We start from the raw sequence: 16,158 nt of genomic DNA on the forward strand, positions 1-16,158 counted from the left end.
CGCCCCGGGGGCATCCGGGCAGGCGGGCCCCCTAGCCGGAAAGGCGACAATGACGGGGCCGGGGTACATGGTTCATCCGCCCGGCACCCGACCGGGCGGGGCGAAAGGGCGAACCGGGCGCGACAACGCCGCGATCTGGTATCGGCCGGGACCGCGCCCCGATGCCTGCAGGCCGGCGGGGGCCGGGGGCGGACCGTCGCCAGGACCGTCCGACCGGGTGAGGCGGGGGCGGTGGCACGGCTCGGGAGGGCGGCCTCCGGGAGGGCGGGACGGACGACCCGGCCGGAAGGGCGCCCCGGCCCTCCGTCCCGGTCCCGATCCGTCCGGAGGTCCGGCGGTCAGAAGTCGACGCCGATCCTCAGCGATCCGACCACCTGCGGCTCGGGCTGACCGACGAATTCCTCGGACATCCATGTCAGCCCGTAGAAGGCCGAGATGCCGCGGGCGAGGCCGAGATGCGCCCCGGCCCGCAGGCGCAGCCGTTCTGCTTCCGCGCGGGCGGGGCGGTCGCGCGGGAACCAGGCGCTGTCGTCGAGGCGGGTCCAGTCGCCGCCCGCGACCAGCGCCCAGCCCCGGTCCCGCCCAGGGGCAACCGCCGCGCGCACGAGGTGGCCCGTCACCTCGTCGCGGACCAGAAGGTCGTCCTGCGCGAGCGGGCCCCAGATCGCGTCGATACCGGCCCGGGCGAGATCCTCGGGGCCGCGGCGCAGTTCGGCATAGGGGCGCAGCGTCAGCCCGCCCGTGACCGGGACGGGCAGGGCGATCTCGACCGCCGCGCCGGGGATCACCGCGTCGCCCACCTGATCCGCGAGGCCCGGCGGATCGGCGAGGCCGAAGAGGTCGTGGAAGCCGCGCTGGAAGTCCGACACGCCGGTGCCCGGCCCCAGAGCGGTCGCCGAGAGTCCCGCGGTCAGGTGGGCCGCGCCGAGCGCGGAATGGGAATACAGGCCGAGACCCAGCGCCCCGACATAGGGCCGGTCCCAGGGGGCCCGGCCGTCGCCCGTCGTCGGCACGATCACCTGCGTGGCGAATCGCAGTTCGACGAGCGCCCCGGGCCGGGCGGGCGGCGCAGCGCTCCAGCCCCGACCGTGGATCACGGAGAGTTGGTAGGACCCCGTGCGCCAGCGATCGTGCCCGTCGCCGAGCGCGTCGTTGGTGAAGATCCGCCCGATGCCGAGCACCTCGCCTCCCTGCGCCACGGCGCCCGAAGGCAGGACGAGGATCAGGCAGAGGATCGCCGCAACGACTGTCGGGGTGGGGCGCATCGCGGATCTCCGGGCCGGGTGGGACAGGTCGGCGCTATCTCCTGCCCCTGGCCGGATTAAGGCCGCGTGCACGGCAGGCTGGCGGACCCGGGGCGCACCATGGCTGTCCCGCAACAGGAGGGCGCGTTCCGGTCCGGTCGTCCGGGCCCGGGCGTGCGGGTCCCGGCCCTTCGGTCGCGGGGGATCGCCGCCCGCGCGGTGCCGGCAAGCGCCACCGGCGAGGGGATCTCGCGATCTGCCACCGGCCGCCCCGCCGCCCGCGCCGCGATGGAGCGGGCCTGCGCGCCCCTCCCGGGCCCGCCCGGCGCCGCGCAGCGCCGCGATACGGCTCCCGGCTGCGTCGTCCAGGGCGCGCCCGGCCCGCGATGGGGAGGGCGAGGTGCCTGCCCCGCCGCGTGCCCCGCATCACGAGGCGCCGGCCCGGACCAGTCCGGCCTCGCGCCGCTCAGCCGTTGCCGGCCAGCGCGTGCTCCACGTGCTCGATCGTGTAGGGCTTCTTGATCACGACCGTCGCGGGGTAGGTCGACAGGATGTCGTCCGCCGCCCCGTAGCCTGTCGCCAGGATCGCGCGGATGCCCAGCTCGGCACATTTCTGCGCCACCGGCAGCGACAGCTCGTCGCCGAGATTGACGTCGATCAGCGCGAAGGTCACCGGCACGCGTTCCAGCACGCGCAGGGCCTCGCCGACGCTGCCGGCGGTGTGCACCTCGCTCGAGCCCAGGATCGCCAGCATGTCGGCGGCGTCCATCGCGATGATCATGTTGTCGTCGACCACGAGCGTCGGACCCGACAGCACGGCGGCGCCGGTGCCGGACGGCCCGGTCTCCTCCGCCTCGGGGGCGGGGGCATCCTTGATCCCGCCCGCGCCGGGCCGGACATAGGTCGAGGGCAGCCAGAACTCCGCCTCGACCCCCGTCATCCGGTAATGCAGCTCGGCCGTGCCCTTCAGTTCGAACGGCACCGACCGCTCGATGATGGTGGAGCCGAAGCCGCGGCGGCGGGGCGCTTGGACTGCGGGGCCGTTGCGCTCGCGCCAGGTGATGCGCAGCGAGCCGTCCTCCTGCATCGCGAGCCCGATCAGCACCTCGCCCGAACTGTCCGACAGGGCGCCGTGCTTGGCCGAGTTGGTCACCAGCTCGTGGAAGACGAGCGCCAGGGTCGAGAAGGCGGCGGGCGACAGATCGACCGCGTCCCCCGAGACCCGCACCCGGTCCGCCTTGCCCTGGACGAAGGCCTGCGCCTCGGTCTCGACCAGCGTGCGCAGCGGCGTCCAGGTCCAGTCGGTCCGCGTCAGCTGGTCGTGCGCGCGGGCGAGGGCGTGGATCCGCGCGTCCAGCACCCGGGCATATTCCTCGATCCCGGTCGTGCCGCCGCGACCCTGGCTGACCAGCGCCCGGATGAGGTTGAGGATGTTGCGGACCCGGTGGTTCAGCTCGGCGATCAGCAGTTCCTGCTGCTCCTGCGCGCGAGACTGGGCGATGCTGGCCGCGTCGGTCAGCTTCAGCACCACTTCCAGCAGGGTGACCCGCAGCGCGTCGGCCGCGCGCAGCTCGGCCGCGCGCCAGGGGGCGGAGCGGCCGCGCACCACCTCCTGCCAGGCCTCGAAGCTCTTGCGGGGGGTCAGCCGCTGTCCGTTCGGCCCGGTCTCGACCGGCTTCTGCGGGTTGCCGGCCCAGCGGACCGTCTGCGCGATCTCGCGCCGGAACAGCACGATGTAGTCCCGCGGCGTGCGAGAGATCGGCAGCGCGAGAAGCCCGACCGCCCGGTCGGCGAAGCTGTCCGCCCGCTCGTAGCCTCGTCCGATCTCGTCGGTGGAGAAGGTCGTCGAGGTCTGCGCGGTGTTGAGGAACCGGGCGAGGCCGAGGAATTCCTCGCGCGTCGGCGCCCTGCCGCGGCAGCGATACTCGCCCCCCGAATAGAGCGCGATCCCGTCGAACTCGATCACCTCGGCGATCTGGTCCGCGATCGTGTCGAATCCCTCTGCGATGTCCGTGCCGCTCGACACCTGGCTCATCAGGCTGTCGTGCAGGGCGCGCGCCTTCTCGACGTCGCCGATCTCGGCCTCGGATTCCAGCTGCGCCAGCTCGTAGTTGAAGAGCTGGGCGAAGAGCTCGATCGCCGAACGCTTCTCGTAGCCGAGATGGATCGGCGTCCGGTGATGGCAGGCGAAGAGACCCCAGAGCCGCCCCCCCTTCAGGATCGAGACCGAGAGCGAGGCGCCGACGCCCATGTTGCGGAGGTATTCGAGATGGATCGGCGAGACCGAGCGGGTGACCGCCAGCGACAGGTCCAGCGGGCGGCCGTCCGGGCCGAGGGCCGGGATCACCGGATGGCCCTCGTCCCGGGAATCGCCGATCAGCCGCAGCAGGCTGCGCTGGTAGAGCGCGCGCGCCTGCCGGGGGATGTCGCTCGCCGGGTAGCGCAGGCCGAGATAGGGCTCCATCCCCGGGGCCATCGCCTCGGCGATGACGGTGCCGGTCTCGTCCGGTTCGAAGCGGTAGACCATCACCCGGTCGAGGCCGGTCAGCGCCCGCAATCCCCGCGCGGCCTCCTGCGCCGCGTCCTCCACCGCGCCGCGCTGCCGGACCTTGCGGATCAGCGACTGCACCGTCGCGGCCTCGTCCTCCGCCTGCCGGCGCGCCTGCCGCGGCTCGAACTCGAAGACGAACGTGCGGCCCGAGATGTGAATCGAGGCGTCGAAGCGCCGCCCGTCCGCGAACAGGTCGAGGTCGAAGACCCGCGCCGCCCCCAGCTCCTGGCCGAGGACCTGCATCCGGGTGCGCAGGATCTGCATCGTGTCGGCGGGCAGGATCTCGCCCAGCGGGCGACCGATCAGGTCCGCGGCTTCGGGTCCGAGGATCGCCGCGGTGTTGGTCGAGGCGCGGGTGACGATCCAATCGGGCGAGACCGCGATCAGGCAGCCGAAGGACTGGACCCGGCCGAGGATGTGGATCGGCTCGCGGTCGCAATTGGTCAGGTCGACCTGCGGGTCGGGGGAGGTGGGGTCGGTCATCGTCTCTCGATCGTGATCTGGTCCGGCGGGCCGGCAGGTTCGGTTTCATCGCCCCTCGCCGCGTGCAGGAACGCGTCGAACAGGGCGGTCGCATCGGCGACGATCCGGTCCGCCGCCGCGCCCGCGGCCGGCATGGCGGCCGTCCGGTCGCAGAAGGCGCGCCAGAGCGCGGTCTCGGGCGGGCGTCCGAAATAGGTTCCGGCCGCGCGCACCGAGGGGTCGGTCGCGGCGCCCCAGCGCCGGGCCAGGACCTGCGTGCCCAGTTGCGCACCGAGCAGCAGGTAGGCGGCGGCGACGGGATCGCGCCCGGCGCGGCCCGGTTCGCGGACGGCGGGCGCCCCCGCGTCGGGCGGCCCCGCATCGGGTGCCCCCGGGTCGGGCGTACGCGCGTCCGGCACCGGCCGGCCGAGGCGGCGCAGGTCGGCCCCGGCCCGCGCCCGGATGTCCGCCATCATGGGGCCGAGCTCCGCCGGCGCGTGCGGCGCGAGAACGGCCAGCCCCCGGAGCTGCGCGCCGAGGAAGCCGGCCAGGCCGTCGGGCGTGGTCAGGTCGTGGCGGCCGATCTGCCGGTCGAGCCGGTCATGCGCCGCCTCGGTATCGCGCCGCAGGCGGCGGCGCAGGTCGGCGCCCTGAAGGGTCCGGGCAGGCGGGGCATGGGTCAACTCTGTCGGAACTCCACAAGCGCGTTCGCCGTCCGGTCGCGCAGGATGCCGGGCGGGATCGCTCCGGTAACACCGCATCCAGCCCGGATTCCACGAATTTCTGCGTGATCTGCCGGAAAGGGGAGGCGCGTTTCCGCAACGGGGCCGAAGCGAGCGCCGCCCCCGCCCCAACCTCCGGCCCCGCCCCGCCCGGGCGGCCGGACGGGCGCCGTCATTCCTGCGCGACCCGGCGCAGCGCGCCGTCGGGCAGCGGCCGCTGCAGGTCCCGCGCCACCTCCCACGGGGCCGAGAGCCAGGTCTCCCACGCGGCGGGATCCGTCAGGATGACCGGCATCGCCTTGGGATGCACGGCCCCCACCTCGGCGTTCGGAGGGCAGGTGAGGAAGCCGTAGAGATCGTCCGTCGTCTCGCCGTCCTTCAGTTTTCGCACGCTCGTCCAGCGCGTCCAGATCCCGGCGAAGACGGCCGGGGCGCCGTCCGCGGTTTCGAACCAGGCATTGCCGCGCCCCTTGCCCGCGGGCTCGGCGAAGCGGGTGAAGGGGACGAGGCAGCGATGGGCGGGCGCCAGCCAGCGTCGCCAGTGGGGCGAGCCGGTATTGCGGATGTTGGTCACGCCCCGGTCGGTCTTCTTCCCCTCGAGGGCGAAGCGGGGCGAGGGCATGCCCCAGCGCCCCGGCGCCAGCGCCCGGCCGGCCGCCTCCACCCGCAGGATCGGGGCGGCTTGGTCGGGATAGACCTCGTCCAGCGGCCGCTGGTTGCCCAGCGCATCCGCCGCGCCCAGCCCCTCGAAGAGGCGTCGCATCTCGTCCTGCGTGCGGGTCATGGAATAGAGGTTGCACATCGCGCGCGAGCCTAGGCTCCCGGCGCGGCCCCCGCAACGGCCGGCGCGCCGGGCGCCGGTCCCGCCCTTCGGTGCCCGCGCCGGCCCGGCGGACCCGCCGGCCATCGGCCAGCCCGGCGGGCGCCGCGACGGATCCGCGCCGCCCCGGCCCCCTCCGAGCGGACCCCTCCGAGCGGACCCGGAGCCGCCCCGCGGTGGCCCCGCGCGAGCGCCTCGACCCCGGCTCCGCGTCCTCTGCCAGGGGGTGCCCGCACCGGCCCGGGCCCGCCTGCGACCGGCGGGCCCGGCGATGGATCCGACCCGCCCGCGCACCCCCGATCCCGCGCGTCGCGGCGACCGCCCGTCACCCGGTGCCCCTGCCGGGATCGGGATCGGGCGGGGCCGGACTCCGCTCCGTCGACCGATCCCCCCCGGGCCGCCGCCGCGCCGGCGCCGGGCGGTGACCCGCCGGCCCCTCCCGCCCCCGTCATTCCGGGAGCCACGCCCCCCGATTCGCAGGGTCGCAAATACCGTCCGCACTCTCCGCCCGCGCCTCCCGCCGGGCGGGCGACCGTACCGCCGACCGTCAGCCCCCGGGGCCGTCCCGCCGGCCGGCAGAGCGCCTGCGCCGGTTCGCCAACCGATGGCCCGCCTGCGAGACCCTGCCTAGCGGCAGACCACCTGGGGCGGTCCCGCGACGATCCGGCCGATCACCGCCGCCCCGTCGCAGCCCGCCGCCCGCAGCCGGGCCAGCGCGTCCGCGCCGTCCGGGACGGCGGCCAGCAACCCGCCCGAGCTCTGCGGATCGAAGAGCAGCGCCCCCCGCGCCCCGTCCGCGCCGAAGACGGGGCCCGCCCCGGTCCGGTTGTCGGCCCAGATCGTCGAGCGCACGCCCAGATCGGCCAGACGTTCCGCCCCCGCCATCAGGGGCAGGGCGGCGAGGTCGATCTCGGCGCCCGCGCCACTCGCCTCGCAGATCCCGGCGAGGTGCCCGGCCAGGCCGAATCCCGTGACGTCCGTCATCGCATGCGCGTCCGCCAGCGCGGCGGCCGCCGCGCCCTGGCCGCGCGCCATCGCCGACCAGCAGGCCGCGACCTCGGCGCCGCCCGCCCGCCCGGCCATCGCCGCGGCGAGGATCATGCCCGAGCCCAGAGGCTTCGTCAGGACGAGGGCGTCGCCCGGCCGCGCGCCGGCCAGCGTGATCGGCGCGGCCTCGCAGAGGCCGGTCACCGTGAAGCCGATCGTCAGCTCGTCCCCCATCGAGCTGTGCCCGCCCACGATCCGCGCCCCGGCCGCGTCCATCACATCGGCCGCCGCCGCGGCGATCTCGGCCAGGGTGCGGCGCTGCAGCTCGGCGCTCATCCGTGGCAGGATCAGCGTGGTGAGCGCCGCCTGCGGCCGCGCCCCCATCGCCCAGACATCGCCCAGCGCGTGATGGGCGGCGATCCGCGTCATCAGCCACGGGTCGGGCGTGACCGCCCGCAGGTGATCGACCGAGACGACCTGCCGCGCGCCCCCCGTCTCCAGCACCGCCGCGTCGTCCGTGGGCACCTCGCCCGCTCCGGCCAGGGCCGTGCGCAGCGCGCCGCGCCCGACCTTCGCCCCGCAGCCGGCGCACATCGGCGCGGCCAGACCCTCGCCGCCTGCCGCCCTGTCGCGGGGCGGGGGGGCGGCCTGCATCGGCGGCAGGTCGTTCAGCCGCGCCATGAAGCGGCGGTCGATCCGGTCCTTCCACCGCCAGAGCAGCGGATGGGCGAGGGCGGTGCCGAACCTCTCTGCCAGCGCCGCCCGGCCGCCGAGCGAGACCAGCTTGAGGTAGTCCCGCTGCGGCCGGTAGGCCCGCAGGGGCCGGCCTGCCAGCGCGGCCCGCAGGTTGTGGGCCAGGACCGGCGCCTGCCGCACGGCGAAGACGCCGGCCTTGGGCCGGGGGGTCGCGGTCATGTGCGCGCAGTCGCCGGCGGCGAAGATCGCGGGGTCCGACGTGGCGAGATACGCGTCGATGTCGAGGAACCCGTCCGTCGCGGCGAGCCCGGTCTGCGCCAGCCAGGGCCAGGGCGCCGCGCCCGCCGCGCCGATCGAGAAGTCCGACGCGATCTCCGTTCCGTCCTGCAGCCGCAGCGTCGCCTCGGTCACCTCCGCCACCGGTGCGTGATCGCGCAGCTCCACGCCGAGCGCACGCAGCCGGTCCTTCAGCACCCGCCGGCCGCGCGGCGTCGCCTCGGCGAGGAAGGCGGAACGGTCGACCAGGGTGACCCGTCCCTCCCGTCCGCTCCGCTGCAGGCGGTAGGCGACCGCCATCGCGAGTTCGGCGCCCGCGACGCCGCCGCCGATCACCGCGACCCGCGCGGGGCCGCGCTCCTCCACGAAGGCCGCCCAGCGGCGCGAGAACGGGCCGAGCGGCTTGGCCGGGATCCCGTGCTCGGCGAAGCCCGGAAGGCCCGGCATGGCGGAGGTGATGCCGATGTCGATCGAGGCCACGTCGAAGGCGACGGGCGGCCGCCCCTCCACCTCCACGGTCCGGGCCCCGAGGTCGATCCCCCGCGCCGCGCCCAGGATCAGCCGCGCGCCCGCATGCGCGGCGAGGCGCGGCAGGTCGATCTCCAGCGCGGCGTGCGGGTAGTGCCCAGCGACGAAGCCGGGCAGCATCCCCGAATAGGCCGCCGCGGGGGCGGGATCGATCAGCGTCAGCCGCGCCCCCGGCAGCGGGTCCATTCCCCATCGGCGGAGCACGAGGGCATGGGTATGGCCGCCGCCGATCAGGACGAGGTCGCGGGTGAGGGGATGGGCGGCACGCATGGCCGCGCAGGTAGCGCGGCCCGGGCCGCAGGGCCAGCGGGAGGGCGTGTGCCGGGATGCGCGGCGCCGATGGTCGCGCGGGGCCCGGTCCGCTCGTCCGATGCTCGTGGCGTGGCGCCGCCGCCCGATCCGCCCGCCTGCCCGGCGGGTGAGGGTGCCGCCCTTCCGTCCGCAGCCGGGCGGTTCGTGGCTGCCGCGCAGCGCGAGGGCGCCGCCTCCCGGTCCGCCCGCCCGTCCGGCGGTTCAAGGTGCCGCCCGTCCGTCCGCGCCCGGTCGGTTCGGAGCTACCGCCCGTCCCGGGCGCCGGGAAGGCGGCGCCCTGGGTTCCACGGCCACCGGGCACCTTCCCCCGCCCGGTCCGCCCGGCTAGTGCTCGTCCATGCGGCTGCCCCTCCTCTTCATCCTCGCCACGGTCTGCATCGACGCGATGGGCATCGGGCTCATCCTGCCGGTCATGCCGGATCTCATCCGCGAGGTGCGGGGTGGCACGCTCGGCAGCGCGGCGGTCTGGGGCGGCGTGCTGGCCACGGCCTTCGCGGTCATGCAGTTCGGCTTCGGCCCTCTGCTCGGCGCGTTGTCCGACCGGTTCGGGCGGCGGCCGGTGCTGCTGGTCTCGCTGGCGGTGATGGCGGCGGACTACGTGGTGATGGCCCTGGCGGGGACGATCTGGTGGCTGCTCGCCGGGCGGATCGTCGGCGGGATCACCGCCGCGACCCAGGGCACGGCCGCCGCCTTCATCGCCGATATCAGCCGGCCGGAGGAGAAGGCCCGCAATTTCGGTCTGATCGGCGCGGCCTTCGGCCTCGGCTTCGTCGTCGGGCCGGTGATCGGCGGGCTGCTCGGCGCCTGGGGCACGCGGGCGCCGTTCTGGGCGGCGGCGGCGCTGGCCGGCTGCAACGTCACGCTCGGCTGGCTCGTCATGCCCGAGACGGTGACGGACCGGATCCGCCGTCCGTTCCGCTGGGCGCGCGCCAACCCGGTCGGGGCGTTCCGGCAGATCGGGATGCTGCCCGGCCTCGCCCCGCTTCTGTGGATGGTCTTCGTCTACGGGGTGGCCTTCTTCGTCTACCCGGCGGTCTGGGCCTATTATGGGCAGGCGCAGTTCGGCTGGGGGCCGGGCATGGTGGGGCTGTCGCTCGGCCTCTACGGGATCTCCATCGCGGTGGTGCAGGGGCTGCTGATGGGACCGATCGTCGCCCGGCTGGGCGAGGCGCGGGCGGTGATCTGGGGTCTGTGGGTCGAGATCGCGGCCTTCCTCATCCTCTTCGCCGTGACCGACGGCCGCGTGGCGCTGGGCTTCATCCTGCTCGCCTCCTTCGGATCGGTGGTGATGCCGGCGCTGCAGGCGATCCTGTCGCGGACCGCCGCCGACGACCAGCAGGGCGAGCTGCAGGGCGCGCTCACGGCGATCAACGCGCTCGCCTCGATCGTGGCACCGCTGCTGATGACGCAGATCTTCTTCGCCTTCACCACCGGGCCGGGGCCCACCCTGCCGGGGGCGCCGTTCCTGCTGTCGGCGCTGCTGACGACCGGCTGCATCGCGCTCTTCGCCCTGTCGCGGCGGCGGGCGACCGTGGCCTTCTGACGGGCTCCGCGGGCAGCAAGACCCTCCGGCCGGCCCCGCCCGCGCGGTCAGAACCGTGGCGCGGCGCCCAACGGGATGGGACCGAGCGAGACCCGGCCGCCCTCGAAGACCAGCGGCAGCGTCAGGTCCGACTGGCCGAGCGCGGCGATGCGCGCCCCCTGCCGGATCGCCGGGGCCGCCTGTGCCGGGACCAGCCCCGCTGCGATGGCGGTGTCGAGAAGCGGGGCCCAGTTCCGTACCGCGATGTCGATGCGCCCGGTCGGAACGCCGTCCGGGCCGACATCGAGACGCCCCCCCGCCTCGACCATCGTTTCGCCCCAGGCGAGGGTCAGGTGCCGCAGCTCCAGCGCCGTGGGGCGCACCTCGCCGGCGCTCGCGGCCGCGAAGACGGTGTCGGTGGACATGAGGGCGTCGATCTCCAGCCGCTCGATCGTGGGGGGCAGGGCGGCCTCGGGCAGACCCGGCGGGACGATTCGGGTCGCGCGGGCAAAGAGATCGTAGGCCGGATCCTCGCCCTCGGCCCGCCGGATCGCGGCCAGCAGGGTCGTGAGCTCGGCCGTCCACTCGGCCCCCTCCAGGCGGGTCGTGCCGCTCTCGAGCACCGCCTCGGTCAGTTCCAGCCCCGGCGGCAGCGTCAGGTCGAAGCTCGCGCGCATCCCCTCCGCCTCGACCGCGATGGCCTCGCCCCCGATCGTGACGCCCTGCTCTTCGGGGAAGGCCAGGATCAGCCCCGTCGGGCGGTAGGACAGCGACAGGATCTGCAGGAAGGGCGCCGACCAGGTCCAGGCCTGCTCCGGCGCTGCGAGGCGGGGAGCGTCGATCGTGGTGTCGAAGCGGCTGGGAAAGCCGGTGGTCGACACCTCGTCCCAGGCGACCTCCCAGCCCTCCGCCTCGAGCCGCTGGGCGGTCTCGTCCAGCACCCGGGCGGTCTGGCCGCGCCCGAGGACCCACCAACCCGAATAGAGCGCGGCGGCGAGAAGGACGATCAGGGTCAGGGCACGCATCGTGGGACTTCCGCTTTGTGAATCCGGGCGGCGCGATGTATCACGCCGGCCGGCGAAGGGCAGGGGCGGAGCATAGGACGATGTGGGTTTTCGGCTACGGCTCGCTTCTGTGGAATCCGGGCTTCACCCCGGTCGAGGCGGTGACGGCCCGTCTGGACGGCTATGCGCGCGGCTTCTGCATGCTCTCGATCCACCATCGCGGCACCGAGGCCGAGCCGGGCCTCGTCCTCGCCCTCGACGCCGAGCAGGGGGAGAGCTGCACCGGCATGGCCCTGCGCGTCGCCCCGGACGAGGAGGCGGAGGTGCTGGCCTATCTGCGCGAGCGCGAGCTGATCTCCTCGGCCTATCTCGAGCGGCACGTGGACCTCGCCCTCACGGACGGGCGCGCCGTCTCGGCGCTGGCCTATGTCGTCGACAAGGACCACCGGCAATATGTCCGCCACGACCTGGAAACGCAGGCGCGGATGATCGCGCGGGCGACCGGCGGGCGGGGACCGAACCACGAGTATCTCGCCCGGACCGTCGATCATCTGACCGGCATGGGCATCGCCGATCCCGACCTTACCTGGCTGGCCGAACGTGTTGCCGCCCTGCGGCAGCCAGGATAAAGCGATTTCCTCTGCGCGCGATGCGCCCTACCATTCCCGGAAACCAGACCCCGAGGGGAGATCCGTCCGTGATGGACCTGCGGGAAACCGAGGCCGAGCCGCACTTCACCAGGCCGATCCGGCAGATCACCACGATGGTCGTGGTGATCGTGCTCGTCGCGGGTGGCGTGTCCGTCGCCTGGCCGATCCTGTCGTCGATCTTCCTGTCGAACCCCTGGCTGAACGGCGTGATCGCCGCGGTCTTCGTGCTGGGCGTGCTGTCCTGCTTCCGGCAGGTCTGGCAGCTCTGGTATTCCGTGCGCTGGATCGAGCGCTTCGCCTCGACCCGGGGCGGCCAGAACCTGCCGCAGGCGCCATCGCTGCTGGCGCCGCTGGCCACGCTGCTGCGCTCGCGCGGGGCGCGGATGCAGCTGGCGGCCTCGTCTACGCGCTCGATCCTCGATTCCGTCGCGCAGCGGATCGACGAGGATCGCGAGGTGACGCGCTACCTCACCAACCTGCTCATCTTCCTCGGCCTGCTCGGTACGTTCTACGGCCTCGCCACGACCGTGCCCGCGCTGGTCGACACGATCCGGTCGCTCAATCCCGGCCCCGAGGAAAGCGGGACCGAGCTGTTCGGGCGCCTGCAGCAGGGGCTCGAGGCGCAGCTGGGCGGCATGGGAACGGCCTTCTCCTCCTCGCTGCTCGGCCTCGCCGGCAGCCTCGTCGTCGGCCTGCTGGAGCTCTTTGCCGGGCACGGACAGAACCGGTTCTACCGCGAGCTCGAGGAATGGCTGTCCACCATCACCCGCGTCGGCTTCGCCGGCGAGGGGGAGGGGGCCGGCGAGGCGGGCGCGGTCGCGCAGGTCGTCGATCACCTGTCCGACCAGCTCGAGACGCTGCAGATAATCTTCACGCGCAACGACGAAAGCCGGGTGGAGACGGACGAGCGGCTGGCCCAGCTCGCCGGCGCGATGACCCGGCTCGCCGACCGGCTGGGCGAGACCGACGCGACCGACGCCCTCCAGCGCGTCGCGGACGGGCAGGACCGGTTGCTCGAACGGATGGGCGAGGCGGGCGAGGGGATGGACGCCGAGAGCCGGATGCGCCTGCGCTCGATCGACGTGCAGATGCTGCGCCTGCTGGAGGAGCTGGCCGCCGGTCGACAGGAAAGCGTGGCCGAGCTGCGGGCCGAGCTGCAGAGCCTGACACGGGCGGTGCGGCAATCCGGCCGGCCCGTGCGCGAGGTGCCGAACTCGATCCTCCGCGAGAGGCAGGGCTAGGCCATGGCGCTGCAGCGCCGCAACTCCAACCGCTTCCAGGCCTCGATCTGGCCGGGCTTCGTCGATGCGATGACGGGCCTCTTGCTGGTCCTGATGTTCGTCCTCACGATCTTCACGGTCGTGCAGTTCGTCCTGCGCGACCAGATCAGCGGGCAGGCCAACCGGCTTGACGAGCTCAGCGGCGAGGTCGCGACCCTGACCCGCGCGCTCGGGCTGGAACAGGAGCGTTCGGCCGGCCTCGCCGACCGGGTCGGCTCGCTTTCCGAGCGGCTGGGCGAGGCCAGCGAGGCGGCGCGGCGGCAGGGTGCGCTCATCGCCTCGCTCACCGCCGAGCGCGACGCGCAGGCCGCCGATCTCGCCGCCGCGCGCGAGGAGATCACGGGCTTCGAGGCGCAGGTCGCGGGCCTGCTCGCGCAGCGGAGCGAGGACGAGGGGCTGATCGCCCGCCTGCAGGGCGAGGCGGAGGCCGCGGATGAGCGGATCGCCACGCTGCAGGACGAGGCGGCGGGCATGACGGCCCGGATCGAGGATCTGCAAGCCGCCGAGACCCGCCTGATCGACGAGCAGGAGGCCCTGAACCTCGCGCTCGCGCAGGCCCGCGACGAGGTCGACGCGCAGGAAGAGGCCGCGCGGCTCGCCGCCGCCCGGCGCGAGGCGCTGGACGCCCTCGTCGCGGAACTCCGGACATCCGCCGAGGCCGACGCGACCCGGATCGCGGCGCTGGAGAGCGACATCGCCGAGAATGCCGCCGCGCTGGACGAGGCGGAGGCCGCGCGTCTCGCCGAGGCCGCTGCGGCCGAGGCCCTGCGCGCGCGGCTGGAGGAGTCCGATGCCGAGCTGACGGCGATGACCCTGTCGCTGGAGGCCGCGCGCGCCGAGGCGGAGGAGACGCTGACACTGCTTGCCGCGGCCGAGGCCGCGCGCGAGGATCTCGACCTGCAGCTCGCCGCCGCCCTCGCCGCGCAGGTCGCGGCCGAGGCCGAGGACGCGGATCTGACCACGCGCCTCGCGGCCGCGCTCGATGCGCGCGACACGGCCGAGGCCGATCTCGCCGCCCTCGAAGACGCGCTCGCCGCCGCGCGCGAGGAGGCGGGCCTCACCGAGGCCGACCTGCAGCGCCGGCTGGCCGAGGCGCTGGCCCTGCAGCAGGATGCCGAGGACCGCGCGGCGGGACTGGACGAGCGGCTTGCCGCGCTGCTTCTCAGCGAGGAGAGCCTGCAGGCCGAGCTGGCGGCCCTGCGCGATTCCTCGACCGATGACGCGACCGACCGTGCCGCGCTGTCCGCCCGGCTGGCCGATGCCGTCGCGCAGCTCGCCGCCGCCCAGACCGAGGCCGATCGGCGCCTGTCCGAGGCCGAGGAACAGGCCCGCCTGCTCGCCGCCGCGCAATCCGCGCTCGCCGACGAGGAAGAGCTTTCGACCGAGGCGCAGCGCCAGGTGGAGGCGCTGAACGCGCAGGTCGCGCAGCTGCGCGCCGATCTCGCCGGTCTTCAGGAGACGCTGAACCTGCAGGGCGCGGAGGATGCCGATGCCGGCGTGCAGATCGAGAACCTGACGCAGCAGCTCAACCAGGCCGCCCTGCGCCTCGCGGCCGAGCAGCGCCGAGTGCTGGAGCTCGAGCGGGCGGAACGCGAGAGGCTGGAGGCGGCGACGCAGGATCTCGAGGGTTTCCGGTCCGAGTTCTTCGGCCGCGTGCGCCAGATCGTCGCCGGGTTCGACGGGGTCGAGGTGGTGGGCGACCGTTTCGTCTTCTCCTCCGAGGTGCTGTTCGACCTGAACTCGGCCGAGCTGACCGACGGGGGGCGCGCCCAGCTGGCCAATGTCGCGCAGCTGCTGCGCCAGATCGCGGCCGAGATCCCCGAGGACATCGACTGGCTGATCCGGGTCGACGGCCATACCGACACGACGGGCGATGCGGATTACAACTGGCAGCTCAGCCAGGAACGGGCGCTGTCGGTCGTGCTCTACATGACCGAGGAGCAGGACATCCCGCCGCAGCGCCTCGCCGCCGCGGGATTCGGCGAATACCGCCCGCTGGTCGAAGGCGACAGCCCGGAGGCGCGCGCCGCCAACCGCCGGATCGAGCTGAAGCTGACCGAGCGCTAGGGCCGGTCGGCCCGGGTCGCGGGCTGCGGTCCCGGGGGGCGCCTTGTGGCCACTGTCTCAGGGCGCGATCTCGAACGCGATCGGCCGGCGCTCCAGCTCGGTCCCGTCGCGGGTCAGGGTGGCGGTCCCCTCGTAGCGTCCCGGCGCCCAGCCCCCCTCCGGCGCCCGCAGGCCCGCGGCGCGGAAGAGGCGTGCCTGGTCGCGCTCCAGCAGCTCGGAATGGTCGACGAGCCCCTCGCCGTCCGGCCCCGCCACCCGCAGGACGAGCACGTCGCCCGTGCGACCGCCATGGACCTGCGCCCAGAGGACCAGCGGCTCGCCCCGGCCGGGAACATCCCGTGCCGTCCCGTCCTTGACCGCCACGAAGTCCGGCACGGCGGTCGCCACCCCTGCCGAGACCAGACCGCCCGGATCGTAACCCACCGGGTCGAGCCATAGCGGCTCGCCCGCCTCGCCGCAGGCCCCCTCCGCGAGGGGCGCGAAGGGGTCGACGACCACGCCGTCCCGGCGGACGGTGAGGTGCAGGTGGGGGAATTCCGTGTTGCCAGACAGGCCGATCCTGCCGAGCGGATCGCCCGCCGCGACCTGTTGCCCCTCGCGCACGACGAGCGAGCCGCTCGCCATGTGGCAGTACTGCGTCTGCCAGCCGTTCCCGTGGTCGATCAGCACCCCGTTGCCGCATTCCCGGCCCGCCACGTCCGGGACGCCCGGCCTTCCCTGGGCGCTGTCCGGCTCGCCGTCGCGCAGGCCAAGCACGATGCCGGCGGCGGCGGCGCGCACCTCGACCCCGGCATCCATCGCCGCGTTGGAACGCAGCGCGATGTCGGTGCCCTGATGCCCCTCGTAGCTCTGCGGGCCGCAGGTGAAGTCGGCCGCGCCGGGGCCGGGATCGGCGTCGACATAGTTCTGCAGGAAGCAGTCCTCGCCGAGCGTGCACTCCACCGGCCAACCCAGCGCGGGATCCTGGGCGGCGGCGGCCATCGGCAGCGAGAGCAGGGCGGCGGTGAGGATCGGGCGGGTCATGCGGGGCCAGCCTC

General features: G+C 74.4%; 11 protein-coding genes. 4 read left to right on the plus strand and 7 right to left on the minus strand.

The genetic code is table 11. From position 1 onward, the window contains the following. Positions 1 to 338: 338 nt before the first annotated feature. From BUE30_RS03975 to selD, 5 genes are all read right to left on the minus strand, one after another. Positions 339 to 1,265 carry a lipid A-modifier LpxR family protein gene (locus tag BUE30_RS03975; RefSeq protein WP_073326581.1) on the minus strand — a complete coding sequence of 309 codons (927 nt, stop codon included), beginning with the start codon at positions 1,263 to 1,265 and terminating at the stop codon, positions 339 to 341. Between the two features lie 445 nt (positions 1,266 to 1,710). Next, positions 1,711 to 4,278 (minus strand): HWE histidine kinase domain-containing protein, encoded by a 2,568-nt coding sequence (locus BUE30_RS03980; RefSeq protein WP_073326582.1) that lies wholly within the window; start codon positions 4,276 to 4,278, stop codon positions 1,711 to 1,713. Next, positions 4,275 to 4,940 (minus strand): heme oxygenase-like domain-containing protein, encoded by a 666-nt coding sequence (locus BUE30_RS03985; RefSeq protein ID WP_073326583.1) that lies wholly within the window; start codon positions 4,938 to 4,940, stop codon positions 4,275 to 4,277. Before BUE30_RS03985 ends, BUE30_RS03980 begins: the two co-directional genes overlap by 4 nt. Before the next feature lie 211 nt (positions 4,941 to 5,151). Next, entirely contained in the window at positions 5,152 to 5,781 is a 630-nt protein-coding gene (locus BUE30_RS03990; RefSeq protein WP_073326584.1) for an SOS response-associated peptidase, read from the minus strand. Positions 5,782 to 6,426: 645 nt separating this feature from the next. Continuing rightward, entirely contained in the window at positions 6,427 to 8,556 is a 2,130-nt protein-coding gene (gene selD / locus BUE30_RS03995) for a selenide, water dikinase SelD (RefSeq protein ID WP_073326585.1), read from the minus strand. Positions 8,557 to 8,935: 379 nt separating this feature from the next. Between selD and BUE30_RS04000 the strand changes: the two genes are divergently transcribed. Beyond that, positions 8,936 to 10,141 carry a TCR/Tet family MFS transporter gene (locus tag BUE30_RS04000; protein ID WP_073326586.1) on the plus strand — a complete coding sequence of 402 codons (1,206 nt, stop codon included), beginning with the start codon at positions 8,936 to 8,938 and terminating at the stop codon, positions 10,139 to 10,141. A 47-nt stretch (positions 10,142 to 10,188) separates the two neighbouring features. On the opposite strand, the gene BUE30_RS04005 is transcribed toward BUE30_RS04000, so the two are convergent. Next, a complete protein-coding gene (locus tag BUE30_RS04005) occupies positions 10,189 to 11,145 on the minus strand; it encodes a DUF2125 domain-containing protein (protein WP_073326587.1) in 957 nt (318 codons plus the stop codon). Between the two features lie 80 nt (positions 11,146 to 11,225). On the opposite strand from BUE30_RS04005, the gene BUE30_RS04010 reads away from it, so the two are divergent. From BUE30_RS04010 to BUE30_RS04020, 3 genes are all read left to right on the plus strand, one after another. Further along, positions 11,226 to 11,753: a gamma-glutamylcyclotransferase gene (locus BUE30_RS04010; RefSeq protein ID WP_073326588.1), complete on the plus strand. Its 528-nt coding sequence runs from the start codon at positions 11,226 to 11,228 to the stop codon at positions 11,751 to 11,753. A gap of 71 nt (positions 11,754 to 11,824) precedes the next feature. Then, positions 11,825 to 13,015: a biopolymer transporter ExbB gene (locus BUE30_RS04015; protein WP_073326589.1), complete on the plus strand. Its 1,191-nt coding sequence runs from the start codon at positions 11,825 to 11,827 to the stop codon at positions 13,013 to 13,015. A gap of 3 nt (positions 13,016 to 13,018) precedes the next feature. Continuing rightward, positions 13,019 to 15,121, plus strand: coding sequence for a peptidoglycan -binding protein (locus tag BUE30_RS04020; RefSeq protein WP_073326590.1), 2,103 nt, complete (start codon positions 13,019 to 13,021; stop codon positions 15,119 to 15,121). Between the two features lie 57 nt (positions 15,122 to 15,178). On the opposite strand, the gene BUE30_RS04025 is transcribed toward BUE30_RS04020, so the two are convergent. Then, on the minus strand, positions 15,179 to 16,144 hold the full coding sequence (locus BUE30_RS04025; protein WP_073326591.1) for a M23 family metallopeptidase: 966 nt from the start codon (positions 16,142 to 16,144) through the stop codon (positions 15,179 to 15,181). Positions 16,145 to 16,158 lie beyond the last annotated feature (14 nt).

This window comes from Wenxinia saemankumensis, from assembly GCF_900141735.1.
GTDB lineage: Bacteria > Pseudomonadota > Alphaproteobacteria > Rhodobacterales > Rhodobacteraceae > Wenxinia > Wenxinia saemankumensis.

Bases quoted from the DNA above. Each gene is read 5' to 3' on its own strand.
- BUE30_RS03990 (WP_073326584.1), bottom strand. From the start codon at position 5,781: ATGTGCAACCTCTATTCCATGACCCGCACGCAGGACGAGATGCGACGC.
- BUE30_RS03975 (WP_073326581.1), bottom strand. From the start codon at position 1,265: ATGCGCCCCACCCCGACAGTCGTTGCGGCGATCCTCTGCCTGATCCTC.
- BUE30_RS03980 (WP_073326582.1), bottom strand. From the start codon at position 4,278: ATGACCGACCCCACCTCCCCCGACCCGCAGGTCGACCTGACCAATTGC.
- BUE30_RS04025 (WP_073326591.1), bottom strand. From the start codon at position 16,144: ATGACCCGCCCGATCCTCACCGCCGCCCTGCTCTCGCTGCCGATGGCC.
- BUE30_RS04020 (WP_073326590.1), top strand. From the start codon at position 13,019: ATGGCGCTGCAGCGCCGCAACTCCAACCGCTTCCAGGCCTCGATCTGG.
- BUE30_RS04010 (WP_073326588.1), top strand. From the start codon at position 11,226: ATGTGGGTTTTCGGCTACGGCTCGCTTCTGTGGAATCCGGGCTTCACC.
- selD (WP_073326585.1), bottom strand. From the start codon at position 8,556: ATGCGTGCCGCCCATCCCCTCACCCGCGACCTCGTCCTGATCGGCGGC.
- BUE30_RS04000 (WP_073326586.1), top strand. From the start codon at position 8,936: ATGCGGCTGCCCCTCCTCTTCATCCTCGCCACGGTCTGCATCGACGCG.
- BUE30_RS04015 (WP_073326589.1), top strand. From the start codon at position 11,825: ATGGACCTGCGGGAAACCGAGGCCGAGCCGCACTTCACCAGGCCGATC.
- BUE30_RS04005 (WP_073326587.1), bottom strand. From the start codon at position 11,145: ATGCGTGCCCTGACCCTGATCGTCCTTCTCGCCGCCGCGCTCTATTCG.